The organism is Aeromonas sp. 604176 (assembly GCF_049170755.1).
In the GTDB taxonomy this organism is placed as follows: Bacteria; Pseudomonadota; Gammaproteobacteria; order Enterobacterales; family Aeromonadaceae; genus Aeromonas; species Aeromonas veronii_A.
On sequence record NZ_JAAKNE010000022.1, the window covers coordinates 15,513 to 37,307 of the forward strand.

General features: G+C 44.0%; 18 protein-coding genes. 17 read left to right on the forward strand and 1 reads right to left on the reverse strand.

Annotation, left to right across the window (positions count from 1 at the left end; all coding sequences use genetic code 11):
• Positions 1–34 precede the first annotated feature (34 nt).
• The 17 genes from G5358_RS06045 to G5358_RS06125 all read left to right on the forward strand — a co-directional run bounded on the left by G5358_RS06045 (position 35) and on the right by G5358_RS06125 (position 19,895).
• Entirely contained in the window at positions 35–820 is a 786-nt protein-coding gene (locus G5358_RS06045) for an ABC transporter permease (RefSeq protein WP_108539995.1), read from the forward strand.
• A complete protein-coding gene (locus G5358_RS06050) occupies positions 817–1,575 on the forward strand; it encodes an ABC transporter ATP-binding protein (RefSeq protein WP_108539993.1) in 759 nt (252 codons plus the stop codon). Before G5358_RS06045 ends, G5358_RS06050 begins: the two co-directional genes overlap by 4 nt.
• Positions 1,572–3,857: a glycosyltransferase gene (locus G5358_RS06055; protein WP_216954292.1), complete on the forward strand. Its 2,286-nt coding sequence runs from the start codon at positions 1,572–1,574 to the stop codon at positions 3,855–3,857. Before G5358_RS06050 ends, G5358_RS06055 begins: the two co-directional genes overlap by 4 nt.
• On the forward strand, positions 3,848–5,488 hold the full coding sequence (locus G5358_RS06060) for a glycosyltransferase (protein WP_216954290.1): 1,641 nt from the start codon (positions 3,848–3,850) through the stop codon (positions 5,486–5,488). The genes G5358_RS06055 and G5358_RS06060 overlap by 10 nt, the downstream gene beginning before the upstream one ends.
• Positions 5,460–6,110 (forward strand): acetyltransferase, encoded by a 651-nt coding sequence (locus G5358_RS06065; RefSeq protein WP_254204284.1) that lies wholly within the window; start codon positions 5,460–5,462, stop codon positions 6,108–6,110. Before G5358_RS06060 ends, G5358_RS06065 begins: the two co-directional genes overlap by 29 nt.
• A gap of 16 nt (positions 6,111–6,126) precedes the next feature.
• Complete coding sequence (locus tag G5358_RS06070) at positions 6,127–6,615, forward strand: GDP-mannose mannosyl hydrolase (protein ID WP_216954285.1); 489 nt, start codon at positions 6,127–6,129, stop codon at positions 6,613–6,615.
• Positions 6,593–7,717 carry a glycosyltransferase family 4 protein gene (locus tag G5358_RS06075; RefSeq protein WP_216954284.1) on the forward strand — a complete coding sequence of 375 codons (1,125 nt, stop codon included), beginning with the start codon at positions 6,593–6,595 and terminating at the stop codon, positions 7,715–7,717. The genes G5358_RS06070 and G5358_RS06075 overlap by 23 nt, the downstream gene beginning before the upstream one ends.
• A gap of 19 nt (positions 7,718–7,736) precedes the next feature.
• Positions 7,737–8,687 (forward strand): UDP-glucose 4-epimerase family protein, encoded by a 951-nt coding sequence (locus tag G5358_RS06080; RefSeq protein WP_216954413.1) that lies wholly within the window; start codon positions 7,737–7,739, stop codon positions 8,685–8,687.
• A complete protein-coding gene (locus G5358_RS06085; RefSeq protein WP_216954282.1) occupies positions 8,687–9,712 on the forward strand; it encodes an MraY family glycosyltransferase in 1,026 nt (341 codons plus the stop codon). Before G5358_RS06080 ends, G5358_RS06085 begins: the two co-directional genes overlap by 1 nt.
• Positions 9,709–11,694 carry a nucleoside-diphosphate sugar epimerase/dehydratase gene (locus G5358_RS06090; protein ID WP_323912958.1) on the forward strand — a complete coding sequence of 662 codons (1,986 nt, stop codon included), beginning with the start codon at positions 9,709–9,711 and terminating at the stop codon, positions 11,692–11,694. The genes G5358_RS06085 and G5358_RS06090 overlap by 4 nt, the downstream gene beginning before the upstream one ends.
• Before the next feature lie 30 nt (positions 11,695–11,724).
• A complete protein-coding gene (locus G5358_RS06095; protein WP_421323796.1) occupies positions 11,725–12,981 on the forward strand; it encodes a lipopolysaccharide biosynthesis protein in 1,257 nt (418 codons plus the stop codon).
• Between the two features lie 8 nt (positions 12,982–12,989).
• Positions 12,990–13,757 carry a glycosyltransferase family 2 protein gene (locus G5358_RS06100; RefSeq protein WP_254204282.1) on the forward strand — a complete coding sequence of 256 codons (768 nt, stop codon included), beginning with the start codon at positions 12,990–12,992 and terminating at the stop codon, positions 13,755–13,757.
• A gap of 1 nt (position 13,758) precedes the next feature.
• On the forward strand, positions 13,759–14,853 hold the full coding sequence (locus G5358_RS06105; protein WP_254204281.1) for a glycosyltransferase: 1,095 nt from the start codon (positions 13,759–13,761) through the stop codon (positions 14,851–14,853).
• Positions 14,850–15,983: a glycosyltransferase family 4 protein gene (locus G5358_RS06110; protein WP_421208018.1), complete on the forward strand. Its 1,134-nt coding sequence runs from the start codon at positions 14,850–14,852 to the stop codon at positions 15,981–15,983. The genes G5358_RS06105 and G5358_RS06110 overlap by 4 nt, the downstream gene beginning before the upstream one ends.
• 18 nt (positions 15,984–16,001) lie before the next feature.
• Positions 16,002–17,282, forward strand: a complete 1,281-nt coding sequence (locus G5358_RS06115; protein ID WP_421323797.1) for a sugar transferase — start codon at positions 16,002–16,004, stop codon at positions 17,280–17,282.
• A gap of 17 nt (positions 17,283–17,299) precedes the next feature.
• The gene (locus tag G5358_RS06120) at positions 17,300–19,027 is read left to right on the forward strand and encodes a Wzy polymerase domain-containing protein (protein ID WP_421258154.1); all 1,728 of its coding nucleotides are present in this window, start codon (positions 17,300–17,302) and stop codon (positions 19,025–19,027) included.
• Between the two features lie 457 nt (positions 19,028–19,484).
• Positions 19,485–19,895 carry an H-NS family nucleoid-associated regulatory protein gene (locus tag G5358_RS06125; RefSeq protein ID WP_216954269.1) on the forward strand — a complete coding sequence of 137 codons (411 nt, stop codon included), beginning with the start codon at positions 19,485–19,487 and terminating at the stop codon, positions 19,893–19,895.
• 535 nt (positions 19,896–20,430) lie between these two features.
• On the opposite strand, the gene G5358_RS06130 is transcribed toward G5358_RS06125, so the two are convergent.
• Positions 20,431–21,795: an efflux transporter outer membrane subunit gene (locus tag G5358_RS06130; protein WP_421323798.1), complete on the reverse strand. Its 1,365-nt coding sequence runs from the start codon at positions 21,793–21,795 to the stop codon at positions 20,431–20,433.

A 21,795-nucleotide genomic window follows, 5' to 3' on the forward strand; every position in this document is an offset into this window, starting at 1 on the left:
TGGTGAAGGGTTATTTTAAGTTGGTGGGAGTTCTATGAGTCTTTATTATGTTAGGGGTATTTGGGATGCTAGATATTTTTGGCAGCATCTCGCTTTATCGGATCTACGCTCTCGTTGGCGGCGGTCTTTTTTCGGTGTATTATGGTCATTTATTCAACCTTTAGGTATGACATTATTAATATCTATAGTTTTTAGTAAAATGTTTAATACGGACATAGTGACGTATGCACCCTATATTTTGTCAGGAATTATAGTCTGGGATTTTGTAGTAGCCAATACCATTGGTGGTTCACTTGCGTTTGTGCAAGCAGATGCCTACATTAAACAATGCAAGCATCCATTAGCAATATATACATTACGAACTGTCTTGAGCAGCATTATAGTACTTGCACTTGCCAGTTTGGCTCTATTTGCTTGGTCAATAGTTGTATTGCCACAAAATATAAATATAACCTGGCTAGCCACCTTAACTGTTTTCCCAATATTGGCACTTATTGCATGGCCATTATCAACATTACTAGCCTATATCGGGGTTAGATTTAGAGATGTACCACATGCGATGGGATTAGTCATGCAAGCGATATGGTTTATCTCTCCGGTATATTTCGAAGAACGTATGTTCCGTTCTGGCGGATTGGATTGGCTAGTCGATTACAATCCTGTGTATCATGTATTGCAAATTATAAGAGCACCACTACTAAAAGGTGAGTGGCCGAGTCTGGAGAACTATACATTTAGTCTGATAACTGCTGCTTTCCTATTTTTGCTTGCGTGGCTGATTGGCCGAAATGCAGAGAAAAAAGTGATCTTCTACCTATGAAAAAGAATAAAATTAAACTTGAGAATGTTAACCTTCATTATGCATCAGTAGCTTACAAAGAGCGGTCACTAAAGTCTCTTTTCTCTGCTGCTTTTAAAAAAGGAAAAGCAGAGCGTTCTGTCTCTGATATTCATGCATTAAAAAATATTACGCTAGAAATAAATAATGGAGAGAGGGTCGGGCTCTTAGGGCATAATGGTGCAGGAAAAAGTACATTTCTTAAAACGGTGGCAGGTCTCTATCCTATATCTAGTGGTAAATTAATTGTTGAAGGGCAAGTTCGTTCTCTTTTTGATTTGAGTCTAGGTTTTGAACCTGATGCAACAGGCCGAGAGAATATTCTCTATCGTGGTCTTCTGCTTGGCCTCTCTCCGACTTTTATGAAAGAGAAAGAAAATGAGATCGTTGAGTTTGCTGGTTTGGGTGAGTTTATTGATTATCCAATTAAAACTTACTCTGCAGGCATGCAGGTAAGACTAGCATTTGCTATATCCACAGCAGTTGGTGGCGATATTTTGCTCCTAGATGAAGTGATTGGTGCTGGTGATGCTCAGTTTATGGCAAAGGCTAAAAGCAGAATAATGAGTTTGATTGAGAATGCTGAAATACTAGTTTTAGCATCACATGATTTCAGCGCATTGAAAAATATTTGTTCAAGAGGGATTGTATTTCATCATGGTGAATACATTTTTGATGGCCCCATTGATGATGCGATCATTGCCTATAAACGAGTCAATAATCTGGATTTAGCATGAAAAATCGAGTGTTGTGGCTGCTTAACCATTCAACATTAAGAAACTTTGAAATACCTCAGCTAATAGAGTTTGGTATTGAAGAAATATATCTTCCAAAAAAGTTTCCATATGATGAGGGAAATTTATCGGCAAGTATTACATTCGATTTTGACGATAAATTGACTATCCCTAGGCATGAACTTGATATTTTAAATGAACAAAATTGGTATGAGTCGCCCAGTAAAAACGCTTGGGATATTGTCAATAAATATTTTGATTATGCGATAATTGGCTTCTTCCCAAAGCAAATTAAGTCAACCATTAAAAATTTTAATGGTGCCGTCATTCTTCGTGTATTTGGATTATCTAAGGGATACAATTATTCTTCTTTACTAAGAAGTGAGTGTGGAGATAATGTAGTATCAACGATTAAATCGATGGGGAAAAGATTCTGGTTTGGTTGTGGCTATGAGCATATTTCCGATGTAGAAATGCCATATTTAGCAAAGCGCTCATGCTATTTGCCTGTTGGTTTAAAAGGTAAATATCAACCTGATAATTGGACTGGAAAAAGAAAGACGATACTATTTGTCTGTCCTAGAATAGGAACATCTCCATACTTTAAAAGTATTTATGAATCCTTTGTTCGTGATTTTAAAGAGTTTGATTATATCATTGGTGGTGCGCAGCCAATAGCTGTTAATGATAAGAAAGTACTCGGCTTTGTATCTAAAGAAGAGCACTCTGATAACATGCAACAATGCAGCGTTATGTTTTATCATTCCACTGAACTAAATCATATACATTATCATCCCTTTGAAGCTATACAAGCTGGTATGCCATTAATATATATGGCTGGGGGAATGCTGGATTTGATGGGTGGCGGGGATTTACCTGGCAGATGTGAAACAATTGCAGAGGCTAAGGCTAAGATTAGAAAAATTTTAAATGGCGATGAACAGTTAATCAATGATATTAGAAAAACACAGCATGTGCTTCTTGAGCAAATGATGCCAGAGTATTGTGCTTCAATATGGAAAAGAAACTTTAGCCTTGTCGTTGATGGATTAAAAGAGCATCGCCTCCAGCAGAAAGCTCGCCCTACATATATCACTAGAAAAAAGCGAATTGGTGTAATTGTTCCGATTGAGTATCGAGGGGGGAGTCTGCGAGGCGCTAAGCTTTTAGCTGATGCCATATTACTTGGTAGTCAACAGGCTAATGAAGAATGTGAGGTCGTTTTTGCGCATCCAACAATTGATGAATTAGAGCATGCTAATGAATTGCGGGATTTAAATCCAAAAATTCAAAGGAGAAGCTTCTATTGGCAACATCTTTCTAAAGATGATGCTACACGTGCTATGCAGTATGCTGGTCATGATGGCTGGTGTGCCGTAGATGAATCATATATGGTGCCCAATGACAGCATCAGTAATTTCTATGATTGTGATATTTGGGTTTTCGTTTCCGACAGGCTGGACAAAACGCTGCTTCCAGTAAGACCGATAGTATTGATGGTATACGATTATTTGCAGCGATATGTTTCAATTTTGCAAGGAGGTGCTGATCATCCCTACTTGAAAGCAGCAACACAAGCTGAGCGAGTCTTGGTTACTACTGAGTTTACTTGCCGAGATGCGCAACAATATGCTGGTATTGAGTCTGACAGAATTGCTAGGTTACCTATGTTGGCACCTGACTTTTCGTTTTCAGATGAGCAGCAAAAAGATGTTGGCGATTATTTCATTTGGACAACTAATCTCAGTCCACATAAGAATCATCTCAATGCTGTCAAAGCATTAGAAATTTATTATAATCAGCTAGCCGGTTCTCTTACATGCTTTATTACTGGAGTTAATACTCAGAGTATAATGGAAAGTAAACTTTCATATTTGAGCGAGTTTGTGAGAACTGTTGATAATAGTAAGTCGTTGAAACGTAAGATAAAATTATGTGGTGAGTTATCCGATTTAGAATATAAAAAAGCACTAAAAAAAGCAGCATTTATATGGCATCCTGCGCGCATTGATAATGGTACTTTTTCGGTTATTGAGGCTGCCTATCTGAATATACCTGCACTCTCCTCTGATTATCCGGCAATGCGTGAAATAGATAGACAGTTTTCACTTAATTTAACATGGTCTGATGCAAACTCGCCGGAGCAAATGGCTTGGCAGCTAAAATATATAGAAGAGCAAGCTTTGCATCTTCGAAAAAATTTGCCTAGTAAAGATATACTGAAAGAACAACGAGTGCAAAATCTGGCTAAGCATTATTGGGGGGTAATACGCGAATGTCTGTGAGAAAATTTGGAATTTATCTTTGCTATGCCCCATCTGTTGATTTACGAAAGGAGGGACTTGGTCGTTACTTGGCTGCCTTTCTTAAAGGTGCTGCAGCACGTGATGATGTAAAGTTTACCTTGGTTTGTCCTAGTTGGTCTACGAAAGATCTATATGACCTTTTTGATAGTGAGAATGTACCACATGACAGTTTTTCGATTCGCTCGCCAGATAAAAGACCACTTTTACTGGATCTTTACCATTGGTACATTAACCGTAAAACGAAAAGACAAAAAAGAAAAACACTCAAATCGTTTTTACTGGAGTTGGTTGCTAGCTTGAAGGAAAATATTTTCCATTATGTGGAAAAGCGTTTGTTAAATGCATACACAAAATTGGATCTGATCCTTTTAGGCATTGAAGGGTGTTTGTTATTTCTGCTGGCTTTAATCATTTTCCCATTATTTTTTATTTTTTCGTTTCCTTTTTTATTGGCGTTCTTTTTTATTCGTAGATTGAAACTAATTGTGCTGGGCAGGTTTTCCAAGTACATAGGCCGTTTCATGAAAATGATTTACTCGCCTAAAGATGATGGATTTGTATTGCGTCTCTACCGTAACATGGAGTTGGTGGAAGGGAAGCGTATAAGCGCATTAATCGATAGTATGCATGATATATCTGCATGGTATTGTCCAACAGCCTATTGGCCTGAGTTTAACAAGATCGATGCCCCTCGATTAATGTGTGTACCTGATGTTGTTTTACGAGAGTTTCCCGTGGCCTTTTCTCAAATTGGTGGTGATAGAACTCTATCGACGTTTAAATTGTTAGAAGAGGCTATCAGAACAGGGGATCACTTTGTAACTTATAGTGAAGTGGTAAAATGGAATACACTTATTGATGGCTATCAAGTATCAATGGACAAGGTGTCTGTAGTACATCACGCCGCTAATAAAGTTGATAGCTTCATTAATATTACTGGTCTACCAGATAATGAAGAGGCAACTACCCATTATGCCAAGTCGTTACTCATGTCCGCTATTCGCAAATCGAATGAGCAGAATTATGTTTCAATATTTAAAAATAAAGATGTAGAGTTTGTTTTTTATGCTAGCCAGATCAGGCCAAATAAAAACATAATAAGTTTATTCAAAGCGTATGAGTATCTTTTACGAAAAAAATTCGTTCAGTACAAACTGATCGTTACCGGCAGTGTTAGTGTTATGCCTGAAGTAAAAGAATTTGTTATTAGTCACAATCTGCAACACGAAATTTTATTTCTGCATGGACTAACAATGCAAGAGCTCGCAGCTTGTTATAAATTGGCAAGTTTGGCAGTTAATCCAAGTCTAAGTGAAGGTGGGTGTCCATTTACATTTACTGAGGCGTTATCTGTTAATACACCAGTTGTTATGGCTCGTATTCCTGTAACTGAAGAAATTCTTACTGACCCTGAGTTACAGGAAATGACATTTTTTGATCCATATGATTGGAGAGATATGGCTAAGAGAATAGAATGGGCACTCCACCATAAGGACATCTTACTACGAAAACAGTTGCAGATATACGATCAGTTATCAATGCGTACATGGTCTGATGTTGTAAATGAGCATATCGATATACTTGAGCGTATTAGTTGCTTGGAGAAATAATGTGGTAGATTCAAAGAAGTTGGCCATTTTAGGATGTGGTGGACATGCAAGAAGTGTGGCTGATGTAGCATTGTCGTTAGGATTTTCAACGTTATGCTTTATTGATGATAATGCAAAACCTGGCGAGAGTATTTTGGGTTATCCAGTTTTTCCTTCATGGGATGTAATCTCTCCCGATGAGTGGATTTTTTTTTCTGCAGTAGGTGATAATCATAAAAGAAAGTTACAGTTAGAGATATTGGGGAAAATGGGGTGGCAAGTTGCCACCTTGATTTCTGCCACAGCCACGATTGGTATTAACTCTATCATAGGTAAAGGAACATTCGTCGGTCATCATGGGCACATTGGTCCTTCAGTTAAAATTGGTGAGGGATGCATTATCAATTCAGGTGCAATAATTGAACATGACGTCTGTGTTGATGAATTTACGCATGTATCGGTCAACAGTACAGTGGCAGGTTCAGTTAATATTGGGACGTTATGTTTTATAGGTGCTGGCGCGACTATAATCAACAATATTACTGTTCGCGACGAGATTACTGTTGGTGCCGGTGCGTGTGTTGTAAACACTATAGATCAGCCCGGAATTTATGTGGGTGTGCCAGCAAAGAAATATAAATAACATCTTGGGGCGAGATATGCATCTTACGGATGATGATTTTTTAAAAACAATAAAAAACACCCCCTTAATCTCGATTGATCTGGTGATTTCTGATAGTTCAGGGCGATATCTTCTCGGTCTCAGAAGAAATAGACCTGCAGCCGATCATTGGTTTGTTTTGGGGGGCAGGATAAAAAAGGGAGAAGCTATATTAGATGCCTTTAAAAGAGTTGCTGAGAATGAGCTTGGTATGACGTTACAGAGTTCGAAAGCTAAATTTATTGGAGTCTACGAGCATTTTTATAAAGATTCTTTTTATGACGTTATGACTCCAACTCACTATGTTGTTTTAGCGTATTCAATAGAACTAGACCATGATATAAATTCATTCTCTGTTGCTCAGCATTCAAAGTATAAATGGTTTGATATAGTAGACCTTCTTGCATCACCAGATGTTCATCAATACACAAAGAACTATTTTTTAGATAAGGGCTTGGAAGATAATGAAAATTCTTCATTTTTTTAAAACATATTATCCAGATGCTTACGGTGGTGTGCAACAAGTCATATATCAGCTTGCGGAAGGTGCAGTAAAAAGAGGGCATGAGGTTGATGTATTATGTTTAAGTGCTGATAATGCTGGTCGAAATTTTAACATCGCTAATCATAGTGTGCATGCTGCAAAAGAAGATTTTTATATAGCTTCGACTGGTTTTTCATGGTCTGCGATTGTCGAATTCAGGCGACTGGCTGAGAAAGCTGATATTATTCATTATCATTTTCCGTGGCCCTATATGGATCTCGTTCATTTTTGGGTTAATCCTAAAAAGCCGACGGTGGTCAGTTACCATTCTGACATTGTCAAACAAAAATACCTGCTACAACTTTATAAGCCATTGATGATGTCTTTTCTAAATAAAGTTGATGCTGTGGTCGCTTCTTCACCCAATTATGTCAAGACCAGCCCTGTTCTCTCTAGCCTAAAAAAGGATGTTGAGGTGATACCATTCGGTCTGGAAAAGGTATCTCCAAGTTATGCAGAACTATCGTTATCGAATAAATGGAATGATAAAATAAAAGGGCGTTTTTTTCTTTTTATCGGATTTTTACGATATTATAAGGGGTTGTCATTTGTCCTTGATGCTATGCGTGGACTTGATTATCCTTTGATAATAATTGGTGAAGGCCCATGTGAAAAGGAGTTGAAGTCTCAGGCGGATAAGTTAGGATTAAAAAATACGTTGTTTGTTGGTCCAGTAAGTGACGCTGAAAAAAATATTTTACTGGAGTTATGTTACGCTGTGGTATTTCCATCTCATCTGCGTTCTGAAGCGTTTGGTATGACTTTGTTAGAGGCATCAATGTATGGTAAGCCAATGATTACTTGCGAAATTGGTACAGGCACTACATATATAAATCTGCATGGTGAAACCGGCTTGGCAGTTGAGCCAGCAAATAGTGAGGCTCTCTCATCTGCAATGAAAAAGTTATGGGATGATCAAGATGAAGCTGAGCGTATGGGGAAAAATGCAAAGGCTAGATTTGAACATAACTTTACTGCCGACGTCATGATTGATAAATATATGACGTTATATGAAAAGGTTATCTCAAATTATTATTCATCTTGAAATGCCTATCTCAAACTGTATGTCCATACCTAGAATTCTTGTCACAGGTGCCAACGGATTTGTAGGCAAGGCGGTCTGTGAACACTTGCTGGCGCTGGGGGCGAATGTTAAAGGAGCGGTGCGAAGTCACCCGCTGGCTTCTTACCATGTTCAGGCTCCCTCTCTGACTGCCGATGCAAACTGGACAGCCCAATTGCAACAGGTGGATGTGGTTGTTCACTGTGCAGCCAGGGTGCATGTGATGTCGGAAACCGCGACAGATCCTTTGGCGGCTTTTCGAGCGGTGAATACAGAGGGCACCCTCGCTCTTGCTCGACAAGCGGCTGAGGCAGGGGTGAAGCGCTTCATCTTTATCAGTTCGATAAAAGTGAATGGCGAGCAGACCGAGCCTGGCAAGCCATTTGATGAGAATGTGCAAAGTCCGCCAGAAGATCCCTATGGACGCTCGAAGTATGAGGCGGAACAGGGGCTGATGGCACTCGCGAAAGAGTGTGGTATGGCTGTAACCATCATTCGTCCTCCTCTTATCTATGGAGAAGGAGTGAAGGCTAACTTTGCCAGCATGATGACCTGGGTGCGCAAAGGGATCCCGCTCCCTTTTGCCCGTTTGACCAATGCGCGTAGCCTGTTGGCGTTACCTAATCTGTGTGACTTTATTGCCCATGCGATGGCGCACCCGGCTGCAGTGAATCAGGTCTTTTTAGTCGCAGATCCTGTCGCAGTGTCGACGTCTCAGTTGTTGGCGGCGATTGCAGAAGCAGAAGGCGTTAGCTGTCGGCTCTTTTATCTCCCACCAGGAGTAATAAGAGGGCTTGGACGCTGTTTGGGGATTGATGCCAAGCTACAACGGATTTATGGCTCTCTGGAAATGAATACCCGCAAGGCTCAGAGCCGATTACAATGGTCGGCACCCTATTCGCTCTCTCAGACCTTATCTCTGATGGCGTCAATCCATAGTGAGTCGTCTTGATGCTGGCATTTGTTTTGTTGTCGATATTTTGTCTTTTTCTTTCAATTACCATGACCGGCCTGCTCAGGCGCTACGCCCAGACCCGCTTGCTTGACCAACCCAATCATCGCAGTTCGCATCAGGTGCCTACCCCGAGAGGCGGTGGCATGGCTATCGTGGCGACCTTTCTGCTGGCAGCCCCGTTGTTTGTTACCCTGATCCCACTGCCCGCCGGCATATCCCAGAGCAGCTTTGCATTGATATGGGCTGCGGCGCTGGGGATTGCATTGGTTGGTTTTATCGATGACCACATCTCTCTCAAGCCTCGAACCCGCCTGATTGTGCAGAGCATGGCGGCCGCTTTGGTGGTTTCTGCGGTTAATGGTTTGCCAGCGCTGACCTTCTTTGGTTGGCAGCTCGATCTGGCCTGGTTTGGTTACCTGCTGGTCTGGCTGGGGGTGATCTGGTTTATCAATCTCTACAACTTTATGGATGGCATCGATGGCTTGGCGGCAGGTGAAGCCGTTGTCGTCTGTCTGTTCATGACGTTATTTCACTATCTGGTTGGGGGGGAGTGGTCGTCTGCCAGTTTGATCCTGCTACTGGGGATTTCGGCGGCTGGCTTCTTGTGCTGGAATTTTCCGCCCGCCAGGATCTTTATGGGGGATGGTGGCAGCGGATTTCTTGGCTTGATGCTGGCTTCCCTGATGCTGCTGGATGCCGCTTCTGCGCCTCAATTCCTGTGGGCATGGCTCGTCATGCTCGGAGTCTTTGTGGTTGATGCGACCTGGACGTTACTGAATCGCTATCGTCTGAAATGTCGTCTGAGCGAGGCGCATCGTACTCATGGCTATCAATATCTGGCGAGACGTTGGCAAAGTCATCGAAACGTGACCTTGGCTGTGCTTGTTTTAAATAGCCTCTGGCTTGCGCCGATCGCTGTCATGATTGTATTGGGCCAGCTCGATGGTGTGATCGGTCTGGTCATTGCCTACTTGCCGTTAGCCTTTCTTGCGTATCACCTGAATGCAGGAGTACCAGAATGAGAAATGAGCTTTTACCCGGAGGGAGCTGGCTACTGACTTGCCTGGGCTCCCTGTCACGAGCCAGCAAGCGTGTCATCTCTGTCGCCGTTGATATGCTCTTGATCACCATGACCTATTGGGGTGCGTACTGGATCCGGCTTGAACACAACTGGCCAATCGATAGCCCGCATCACTGGGCACTGCTTGGCGCAATTATCATTGTCAGCATCAGTTTGTTTGTAAGGCTGGGGCTTTATCGCGCAGTGCTGCGATATGTCAGCTTTCGGGTATTATGGACAATCTCGCTAGGGGCATTTCTTTCAACCTGTTTCTTTGTTCTCTCTGCGTTTTACTTTGATATCTTTCTGCCGAGAACGGTCTCGGTTATCTATCTCTCCTTTTTGGTGTTACTGGTTGGCGGTGTGCGGCTGTTTTTCCGGGCGCTCCTTAATACCACCCGTTTGGCTCGTACCCAGGTATTGATCTATGGCGCGGGCTCTTCGGGTCGACAACTGCAAATGGCCTTGTTGCAAGGTAATGAGTTTTATCCCGTCGCCTTTATTGATGACGATCCCGCCAAACAGGGATGCGTGATCCAGGGTTGTACCGTTTATCACAGTGCTCAGCTGCCAACTCTGATTGACCACCATGGGGTGCAGAAGATCTTGCTGGCTATGCCGAGCAGCACCAGGGCTCGTCGTCAGGAGGTGATTAATGCACTTGAGCCCCTCTCTTGCGAAGTGCTCTCTATCCCGGGAATGGCCGATCTGGTCAATGGCTCGGCTCGCATAGATCAGCTCAATGAGGTCTCCATCGACGATCTGTTGGGCAGAGATCCGGTAGAGCCTGTGACCACCTTGATGGAAGCCAATATCAAGGGCAAAGCGGTCATGGTGACAGGTGCCGGTGGCTCTATTGGTTCTGAGCTCTGTCGCCAAATCTTGCGGTGCCGACCGTCCACCTTGGTTCTGTTCGAGCTATCTGAATATGCTCTCTATGCCTTAAATAAGAATCTGCGTGAACAGTGTCAGCGCGAGCAGATCGAAACAGAGCTGGTGCCGTTATTGGGTTCAGTACAGCGCCAGCATCGTCTAAAAACGGTGATGCAGAGCTTCAGGATCCAGACCGTCTACCATACCGCGGCTTACAAACATGTCCCGCTGGTCGAGTTCAATATCATTGAAGGAGTACGTAACAACGTATTCGGCACTCTTTATGCGGCACAGGCGGCCATTGAGGCAGGGGTGGAAACATTCGTGCTGATCTCTACCGATAAAGCCGTGCGGCCAACCAATACCATGGGGGCCAGCAAGCGTCTGGCCGAATTGATCTTGCAAGCCTTGACCCGCGAGAAGCACAGCACCCGTTTTTGTATGGTGCGCTTTGGCAATGTTCTTGGATCTTCCGGCTCAGTGGTGCCGTTATTCAGACAGCAGATAGATAAGGGGGGGCCTATCACCCTGACTCACCCCGATATCATCCGTTACTTCATGACGATACCTGAGGCTGCCCAGTTGGTGATCCAGGCCGGCGCCATGGGGGAGGGGGGCGACGTCTTTGTGCTCGATATGGGGCAACCGGTACGGATCATGGAGCTGGCCAAGCGCATGATACGCCTCAGCGGCCTGACACTGCGTGATGAGCAGCGTCCCGATGGTGATATCGCCATAGAGGTGACGGGGTTGCGGCCGGGCGAAAAGCTCTACGAAGAGTTACTGATTGGTGATGATGCCAGAGGAACCGAACACCCCAGGATCATGGTGGCACAAGAGAGCTGGCTGCCCTGGTCCCGACTGCGCCCCTTGCTGGCCTCGCTGGATGATGCTTGTCACCGTTTTGATCAACAGCAAGTGCGCGAGATCCTGATGCATGCTCCTGCTGCATTCGAACCGACGGATGGTATCTGTGATCTGGTGTGGCTAGCGAAGCAGCAGCATACAATAACGGAGAACATCGTGAAGCTACCAGTACACAATGTTAATTTTTTGCTGGCTAGAAATTGAGTTACCTGTTTCTATAATGAGGCAACTTGGATGCGATTAGGCTTGGTTGTGGCATTTTATCGAGAATATGCCGCAATTATTACTAATGTTAGTATTCTATTATTTGAAAAAATGGTGACCATTGGGTTGGTTTTTTTTTGCGAGGGGGTAATTAGTCATCTACTCGGTGTGTCATTATATGGGAAATGGCTATATTCGCTTAATGCCGTCATTTTATTGTCATCAGTTACATTGATTGCCGGCTCGGAAGTTGTTGTTCCGGCATTAGTTCGGCATCCTCATTTGCGTTGGAAGATACTATCTTCAGTATTTGTTTTTCGTCTACTTTTCGCTTTGGTTGCTTTGCTTGTCACATTAATCTACGCAAATTTTATTGTCGCAGATCAAGATGTAAGATTAATGCTGATGCTATTGGCACTGGCGCTCATTTTTAATGAACCATTTTCAGTAATAGCCAACTACTATCAGGCCACCACAAATATAGGTGTTGTTGTAGCGATTCGTCTTGCAATTTTATTATTAAGGGTGCTTTTGGTAAGCCTCGCTTTTTTACTTTCATCTTATGTCATCATCTATTCAAGCAGGGCAATAGAAGCAATGTTTTTAGCTATGTCACTGAGTTGTGTTATTTATTTTAGAGGTGGCATCTGGGACTGGCATAAAAAAGTGGCAGTGGTAATGTTAAGTCGAGGTGGGGCGCTCTGGGTTCCATTAATGCTGATGCTGATTTATATGAGGATTGATCGCTTTTTCATCGAGCATTACTTAGGGTATGAACAACTAGCCATGTATGGCGTAGCTAGTCAAATGCTAGAACAGGGCGTACTTGTACTTGGTATAGTTGTGCAGTCTATAGCCCCAATGATGTTATATGGGCGCAGAGTAAAAAAAATACATACGGTCTGTTTAGGGCTGTTATTAGTTGCATGTATCTTGCAATTAATGGGTTGGTTATGGCTACATGAAATTGTCTATTTTATATTTGGAAAAGATTATGAGTTAGCAGCAGAATTAGCTATTATGATGTTGCCTGCGCTTTCTTTTTTCGCTGTGGATAGCGTTTTAATGCAACGATTATACCGTGACAAAAAATATTTTTTGATAATGTGCAAGTGGTTCTTTCTATTAATTATAAGCATATTCAACTATTGGCTGTTGCTAAAAGTATTTCGTTCCGGTGACATTTACATCGTTTACATAACTAATGCTTTTTTGATGATGGCTGCGACGATGTCGATATACTTCATTCATCAATATAAAGGTTGCGTGTGTAAGGTCGTGCAATGATAACAATAATGACGCCAACTTATAACAGAGCATATGTTTTACCAAGGTTGTATGACAGTTTGTGTCAGCAGACAAGGCAGGACTTTGAATGGCTCGTAATCGATGACGGTAGCACTGATGGTACCGCCGAGCTTATTTTTGATTATAGAGTTAAATCTGACTTTTCCATCAATTATTTTTATAAAGAAAATGGAGGGAAGCATCGCGCTATAAATGAAGGTGTGGTTCATGCGACCGGTGATTGGATTATCATTGTGGATAGTGATGACTTATTAACTGGTGATGCTGTTGCCAAGCTATATGATGTTATGAATCGTATTGGCTCGGAATTTGTTGGGATGTGTTTTAGAAGATCAACATTATCTGGTCACATAATTGGTATCTCCGACACCGCATGGAGCAAGTCAATAGTAATGCAGCCCATCATGGCAGGGCATGTATTAAAAGGTGACTTGGCTTATGTTTTTCGCACTAATGTTATGCGTGAGTGTCCTTTTCCTGAGTTTCCGGGCGAAAAGTTTGTACCAGAGTTATATATATGGAATAAAATTGCCGATATAGGTAAGATAGTTTTTTATGTAGACCAAGTAATATACTTGTGTGAATATCTTCCTGATGGCTACACCTCAAATTTTAAAAAAAATCTAAGAAGTAATCCATGTGGTTTCGGTTTGTTTTATCGAGACCAGGTGATCCGAGATACTCGATTGTTCGGCAAGGTCAAAGCATGTGTCAGAAGTCTCCAGTGTATTCTTTACTATTGGTTGAAGAGATAGCATGAAAATTGCGATGGTAATCACAGGCCTTGGTATGGGGGGCGCTGAACGACAAGTGTGCGATTTGGCAGATCAATTTATTAGGTTGGGCCACCATATATTAATTATCTCGATGACCGGTGAAATTAAAAATCGCCCACATTCGACTGCAGCAGACATCGTTTCACTGCAGATGAGGAAAACTCCATTTAGTGTTTTCAAAGCATACTGGCAGGCGATCAGGTTACTTAATCAATATAAACCGGATGTGGTGCATAGCCATATGGTGCATGCTAATATTTTTGCTCGGTTATTACGATTGTTTGTATCATTTCCGAAACTTATCTGCTCTGCACATAGTGTTAATGAGGGAAGAGGGTGGCGGATATTGGCATACCGGCTTACCGAAAGGTTATGTGATCTTAACACAAACGTAAGCCAAGAAGCAGTTGAGGCTTTTATTAAACAAGGTGCGGTATCTGCCGGGCGAATGAAAGTCATGTATAATGGTATTGATACGGAGCGTTTTTATTTTAACGCCAAAGTCAGAAATAAATTACGCTCTCAGCTTGGGATTGATGACAATAACATATTGTTAATTTCAGTAGGCAGACTGACCGCTGCCAAGGACTATACAAATTTGCTTGTTGCATTTGCGATGTTATCTTCGAGATCCAATAATGTTAAGTTGGTCATCATAGGTGAGGGTGAGGAAAAAGAATACTTAACCACAATCGCTAGCGCACAAGGGATTAGCGAGCGAGTTCATTTCTTGGGGCTGCGCTATGATGTTGAAGATTGGATGAGTGCAGCAGATATATTTGTGTTGTCATCAGCTTGGGAGGGGTTTGGTTTAGTTGTGGCTGAGGCTATGGCTACTGAGCGGGTAGTGGTTGCCACCGATTGTGGTGGAGTGAGGGAAGTGGTTGGCTCTGCTGGATTGCTTGTCCCCTCTAAAAATAGTCAGCAGCTATTTACCGCGATTGAGCAGGCTATGATGCTTTCGCCGCTTGAGAGAGAGGTGATGACTAGGGAGGCTCGGATTCGGGTTATTAGCCATTATTCAATAGAGACTATCTGTCTGCGTTGGTTAAATTTGTACCAGGACTACACATGAGCAAACATCTTTGTATGGTGAGCAATACAGCGTGGTCAATGTGGAATTTTCGCCGCGGATTATTATCTGCACTTATACAACATGGATATCGCATAACCATTGTTGCTCCACCTGATAATACAGTTTTTTCGCTCTGTGATTTGGGGTGTTCATTTATACCGTTGGCACTATCCCCTAAAGGAGTCAACCCAATTGTTGAACTAAAATTAATATTTGATTTCGTAAGAATATATAGAAAAATTAATGCGGATTTAATTATCCATTATACGGTAAAACCAAATATATATGGTTCTTTTGCTGCACATTTTTGTCGCACACCTGCCTTGGCTATAACCACTGGGTTAGGATATGCCTTTATGAATGATGGTTGGGTGCCCAAAGTAGTAAGGTTGCTTTATAAATTCGCTTTTAAATATCCTAAGCTAGTCATTTTCTTAAATGAAGATGATCGCCTTGAATTTGTATCAAGACAGTTGGTAGATGAAAGAAAGACTCTGTTACTGCCTGGCGAGGGCGTTGATTTGAGTTTTTTTTATCCTTCAGAAAAATTTGCTGAAGATGACTCGGTTAGTTTTTTGCTCATTGCGCGGTTGTTATGGGATAAGGGGATTGGAGAATATGTAGCAGCCGCAAAGCAGATTCATATTCGTCATCCAAACATAAAGTTTAAATTGCTAGGCGATGTTCAGGCTGATAACCCACGAGCGATCGGATATGCACAGTTGCATGAATGGATCAATGACGGTGTGCTGGAATATCTCGGTACTACACATGATGTTAGGCCTATCATAATGGAAAGTGATTGTATTGTGTTACCTTCTTATCGCGAAGGATTGCCAAGAACTATGATCGAAGCTGCTGCAATGGCAAAGCCAATTATTGTTACCGATGTTCCTGGATGTAGAGATGTACTGCTACATGAGAAAACCGGGTTACTCTGTCAAGCTAGAAATGTTTCATCATTGGCTGATGCGATGATGACATTCATACGAATGACTACAGCTCAAAGAACCTTGATGGGTAATGCTGGGAGGCAATTAGTTAGTGCCAGATTCGATGAGAAAAAAATCATTGGCATATATTTTGACATATTGGCTCAGCATATCGATGGCGCTCAGCCCTGTGGTTGATAACTAAATGAGTTTTTCATGATAAATAATAGCTATTATCCATATGGTGGTCGTTGGTATGACCTTGTACGGTTTAATTATACAATAATGTTCTTTTTTACATCCTTGGTATCAACATTATTACCTGCATTTTTGTTTTGGGGCGAGGACTTTTGGAATTTCCTTGATGATGTAAAAATAAATTCACTTTTAGGAATCTTTATAACATGTATTACTGCTGGTTTTTTCCTGAGTCGAGTGCTTTGCTATCCTGGAGTTAATGCTTTATCTTATATGATTCCAACAGTAACCGCTGTGTATGGAATATTATTCGGTGTGTTGCTGCTGTTTCGTCTTGAGTATAGTAGGCCAGTAATTATAAGCTCGTATATATTGGTTTTAGTATCTTGCTGGCTTATTTATTACTTAGGGGCACGATCTGGCAAGGTTAAGTATTCTATCATCCCGGTTGGTAATTATCAGAAACTGTGTGCCTTGACTACTGTTGAATGGAATATTCTTCACAAACCAGATTTCTCTCTGTTTTGTGGTAATGCCGTAGTTGCTGACTTTCACTCGTCTGATTTGACGAGTGAATGGCAAAGGTTATTAACTGATTTCGTTTTGTTAGGGATACCAATCTATCACAGCAAAACTATATATGCATCATTAACAGGCCGAGTGAGCGTTGAGCAATTATATGAAAATGACTTGGGTTCCGCTATTCCCTCGTTGTTTTATTTCTTTTTAAAAAGACTAGCTGATCTTTTGGTTGTTATAATGGCACTCCCCTTTTTTATGCCGGTGTTACTTATAACAGCAATATTAATAAAGCTGGAAAGCCCTGGCCCTGTTTTCTTTAAGCAAAAGAGAGTTGGGCTGGGTAATAAAGATTTTGTAATATATAAATTTCGTAGTATGCATGACAGTTCATCATCAGACAATGCATATTTTGCTCAGGAGGTTGACAAACGGATTACTCGTGTTGGTAATTTTATTCGTAAATATAGAATTGATGAGCTCCCGCAATTCTTTAATGTTCTTAAAGGGGATATGAGCTTGATTGGTCCACGGCCTGAACAGCGTTTTTTTGTGGAGAGGTTTGAGTCTGAATTACCATTCTATATGTATCGTCATATGGTTCGTCCTGGTATAAGTGGATGGGCTCAGGTGATGCATGGCTACTCAGCTGATACAGATAGTACTCGTATAAAATTAGAATATGATTTTTATTATATTAGAAATTTTTCGCTTTGGCTTGATCTATTAATAGTAATCAAAACTATTAAAACAATGCTGACAGGGTTTGGGGCTCGTTGAGTATACGGAAATAATATATGAGCAGCTTGTATTGGATTTTATCTTCATTATACTGGTTACTTGGAGTGCATTTTTTTATGCACAACCCGGGAGGAGCAGGGCTATATCTGCCCTTTAACGCATGGGGATGGGTGTTTGCCTCGCTGGCTATTGGATTAGGATTGTGGCAAGTGACGTTACGCCAGCGTCTGCTCTTTTCTCCATTACAAGCGGGCTTATGGATAGGGGCACTCTTGCTACTGCTGCCGATGTTCTATCCAGGTTTTGCACTCAGGGATTATGCCATTCCCAGATTATTGGGGCTTTTTGCTGGTCTGCTGTTTTTATTCGGGCTCTATCAATGGCGCTTCAATCGGTTGCAGCGTGATCGCTTGCTCTATATCGTCCTGATAGCGATCGCGATGGAGGCTTTACTCGGTCTGATACAGTTCTATCTGTTGACACCCGGTAACTGGATTGGCTACGACACTAAAACCAATCGTCCTTACGGGATCTTTCAACAGCCAAACGTGATGGCAACCTTTATGGCAACTGGTCTTGCCCTTGCTATTTGGCTGGAATTACGCCGAGAGGGTGGTCGTTTGCTGATGGCTCTGCGCTATGGCGTCATTCTATCAGCAACACTGTTGCTGGTTGTTTTGCAATCCCGAGTGGGTCAACTTGGCGGTCTGCTAGCTCTGTTTTTATTGATACCGCAACTCCATCGCCATCGATTGCTATGGCGTATGTTGGCGCTGGTTATTTTTGCGGTGGCCCTTGGCCTGCTATCACAGTACTGGATGGCAGGCGCAAAGCGCGGGTTGGAGATTTATCAATCTGGTGGTATGCGATCTATTTATTGGCCTTATGCAGCCAAGCTGATTGCCGAAGCACCATGGAGTGGTTGGGGATACGGCAGTTTTGAATCTGTTTTTCTCCATCACTACATGGCTGATAAGGCGCTGAATCCATCTATGGTGCAGATTGAGTACAATCTTGACCATCCCCACAACGAATTCCTTTATTGGGCTGTTGAGGGAGGGGTGGCTCCCATGGTTGGTATGGTGATTATGGGGTGCGCATTATTGTGGCGCCTGACGAAGGTGCGTTGGGTAAATGCCATGGCACTGCTTGCCCTGGTGACACCGATATTGCTCCATACTCAGACGGAATATCCCCTTTACCATGCAATCGTGTTGTGGTGGTTGTTGCTGACGCTGATCTATGTCGTTGACACCGAGATTGAAGAAACCCGTTTCGTGAGTTGCGGTAGCCCATCGTGGTTGGACATTGAGTATCGCCCCTGGTTGTTGCTCCGATTTATGGCAATAGCTATCCCTCTATTGGTTGTCCCATTTATGCTGACAGCCCTTCATACTGCCTGGGTCGTCACCAAATACGAGCGGGGAGGTTATAAGGAGCCGACGCTCTTGCTGGAGATTATCAATCCTATGGCATGGCTGACACGAGTTGAATTTGATGTGAACTCGGTTCGTCTGATGGTCGGTTTGCAGACAAACAACAAGGATGAACTGGAAGCTTATCTGGAGTGGGGGCAGGCCTTCGTACTTCATACACCACGTGCTAATATATACACCAATATGGTGACAGCACTTAACGCTCTGGGTCGCAAAGAGGCAGCCGATGCGATGCGTCTGGAAGCGCTCAGACTCTATCCTGCGGAACCTCTGCTGAGTGGCTCTGTAGCTATACCGGTGATCAGTGGTGTTGATCAATCTGCACAAAGTAATGCTCGCGCAAATTAGCGTAATTTAACAACCGGGTAAGATCGGTTATGTTAAAAAACAGATTGTTTATTTGTCTTTAGATATATGGGCTGGTGTTGTAAGCTTATGATTTTTATGGATAAAAATTATGGCCTTTTAAGTCGTCGTTGCTGAGGAATTGCTTTGTGGCTTTTTTATTTCACCTTGATGGGTAACTGGGCGGGGGGGAGGGCATATCGGGTGTCACTATAACGAGAATCTTCTGACTGCATGCAGTGGGATATTAATGAGCCCTGTAATATCTGAGATCATCATCTGTCAGATTGTATAGCAATCACAACTGAGCATTGATTTGTTATCACGCTTCGCGTCAAGAGAGTATGGTGAGTGAAAAATAAAAAAAAGGAGTGTAAATACAGAAAACGGTATGTTGTTATCAATTGTCCATGCTATTCTGACACGGTAATCCCTGTGACCGACTTTTTGTGAGGAAATAATGAACGAGTTTCTGAAAGTTCTGCTGAACATTCGCAGTCTGCGTGCGGCTGTTCGTGAGCTGCCGTTTGAGCAACTGCTGGAAGCTAAAGAGAAGTTTGACCTGGTTTACCAAGAGCGCGCCGATTCTGTTGAACAGGAGCGTGCTGAACAGGAAGAGCGTCAGCGCAAGCTGAATGAATTCACCGAAATGCTGCAGCAGGCTGGTATTGATCCTCGTGAGCTACTGGCGACTGCCGCTGCTCCGGCTGCTGCAACTGGCGCAGCCAAGAGCAAGCGAGCTCCGCGTCCGGCTAAATACAAGTACGAAGAAGATGGCCAGGAAAAAACCTGGACCGGTCAAGGCCGTATGCCGAAAGCCATTGCTGCTCAAGTAGCATTGGGTAAAGACCTGAACGATTTCCTGATCTAATTCGTCAGGTTCAGAGATTGAATAATGCCGCCCTCGGGCGGCATTATTTTTGCCGTTTTACTCGTGGTTATCCAACCAGTATTTCCACCTTATTGTTATCTGCATTCCTCGTTTGTATCCTTTCTCTCTCGCCTTACCCGCAGTTCCTTTACTCAATATCATTCGTTGTTTACGATTAATTTTGTCCTGTGGCTCACCAACGCAATATCGCTATTTGTATGCGTTGTGCTGATACGAGCTTCGGATATGTTTCTCACGATTCACGGTGCGTCGTTCGGCAAGAGAGAAAGCCCTATGCAGATGAAATATCCGGTAATCGTTATCTCCGTTCAGGGAGCGTGAGGGATAGAGAGCGCCCCAAGGTAAGGCCGGGATATTCTGGGTCGCCAATGCATGTAATTGGCTGCGCTGTCATACCTGCCCCTGATGATGGGCAATGGAGTTCGGTTGCCGTGTGGGCGAGGGAATTCTGTGCGGTCTATGGCGATGGCATCCCCCACTCTGCCGGCAGAGTGGGGGATGGCCAGGTGAAGTGCTATCGGGGCATCACACTATCGCTGCCACCCAGCGCACGATAGATTTTGGCAGTGGTGGTGAGCTGCTCTTTTTGCTGGGCCAGCAGGCTCTGCTGGGCATCCCACAGCCGGTTCTGCTCATCAAGCCAAGCCTGTACACCGGTCGCACCCGCCTGGAAGCGAGCCTTTGCCAGGCGTTCGGCCTCCTGGGCATAACTCAGCTGCTCCTGCAGATAATCGAGTCGCTGCTGGCCATAGTGGCGGGCGGACAGATTGTCTTCCACTTCCACCAGTGCGGTGTAGAGCTGTTTGCGAAACTCGGTTTCAGCGATCTGGTAATCCAGCTTTGAGCTTTCGATGGCGAGCTGGGTGCGGTTGTATTCAAGGAAGGGGAGGGCAAGGCTGGCTCCCAGCGTACCAACCGGATTTTGCAGCACTTGCGCCAATCTATCGGATGCGGTGCTGGCGCTGCCGGTCAGGGTCAGGCTGGGGTAGAAGCTGGTGCGGATCTCATCCCCTTTAGCCAGCGTCTTGCGCAGCCGCAATTCGGCCGCTTTGACATCGGGGCGGCGGGCCAGCACATCGGCCGGAATACCCACCGCAAGTTCAGGAATAGCCTGCTTTGCAAGGGAAGCGGGTGCATACTCCAGCGGCCCGCTGCTGCGGCCCAGCAACAGACGCAGGGCATTGCGAGCCTGCTCCTGCTGCGCCTTGAGGGAGGCCAGCTCAGCCTGCTTGCCTGCCAGTTGCTGGCGTGCCTGCGCCAGATCGAGTCGGGTGATGGCGCCTGCCTGGTATTTGGTTTGGGTCAGCTGCTCGGTTCGCGTCAGGTTGGCCAGCTGCTGTTCCCCAAGTGTGATGGCAGAGCCGAGATAGCCGAGCTGCCAATACTGCTCCAGGGTATTGCCGATCAGCAGTAGTCGGGTGCTGGCGAGATCCTGCTCGCTTGCCGCCGCCTCCCAGCTTGCCTGATCTCGCACCGAGGCAAGCTTGCCCCACAAATCCACTTCGTAACTGAGGCTCAGCGAGGGGCCCAGACTGTTGGTGCCTTTGCCGGTTTTCAGATCCTTGTTGCCACTGGCGGCGATAGTGCCATTGACCGAGGGGGTGAGGTTGGTATCGGCCTGCTCGGCGCCCAGTCTGGCACTTTTGAGCCTGAGGGCCGCCACACGCATGTCCGGGTTAGCGGCCAGAACCGCCTCGACAAGCTTGTCGAGCTGGGGATCATGAAATTCCCGCCACCAGGGGCCAGCCTGCGCAGCCAGTTGGGTGCCCTCTACCTGTTGCCATGTGGGGGCAATCGTCAGCTCGGGTCTTTGATAGGTGCTGTGCTGACTGCAGCCGCTGAGGGCCATGCAGAGAGCCAGCCAGGAGAGTTTGTGCAT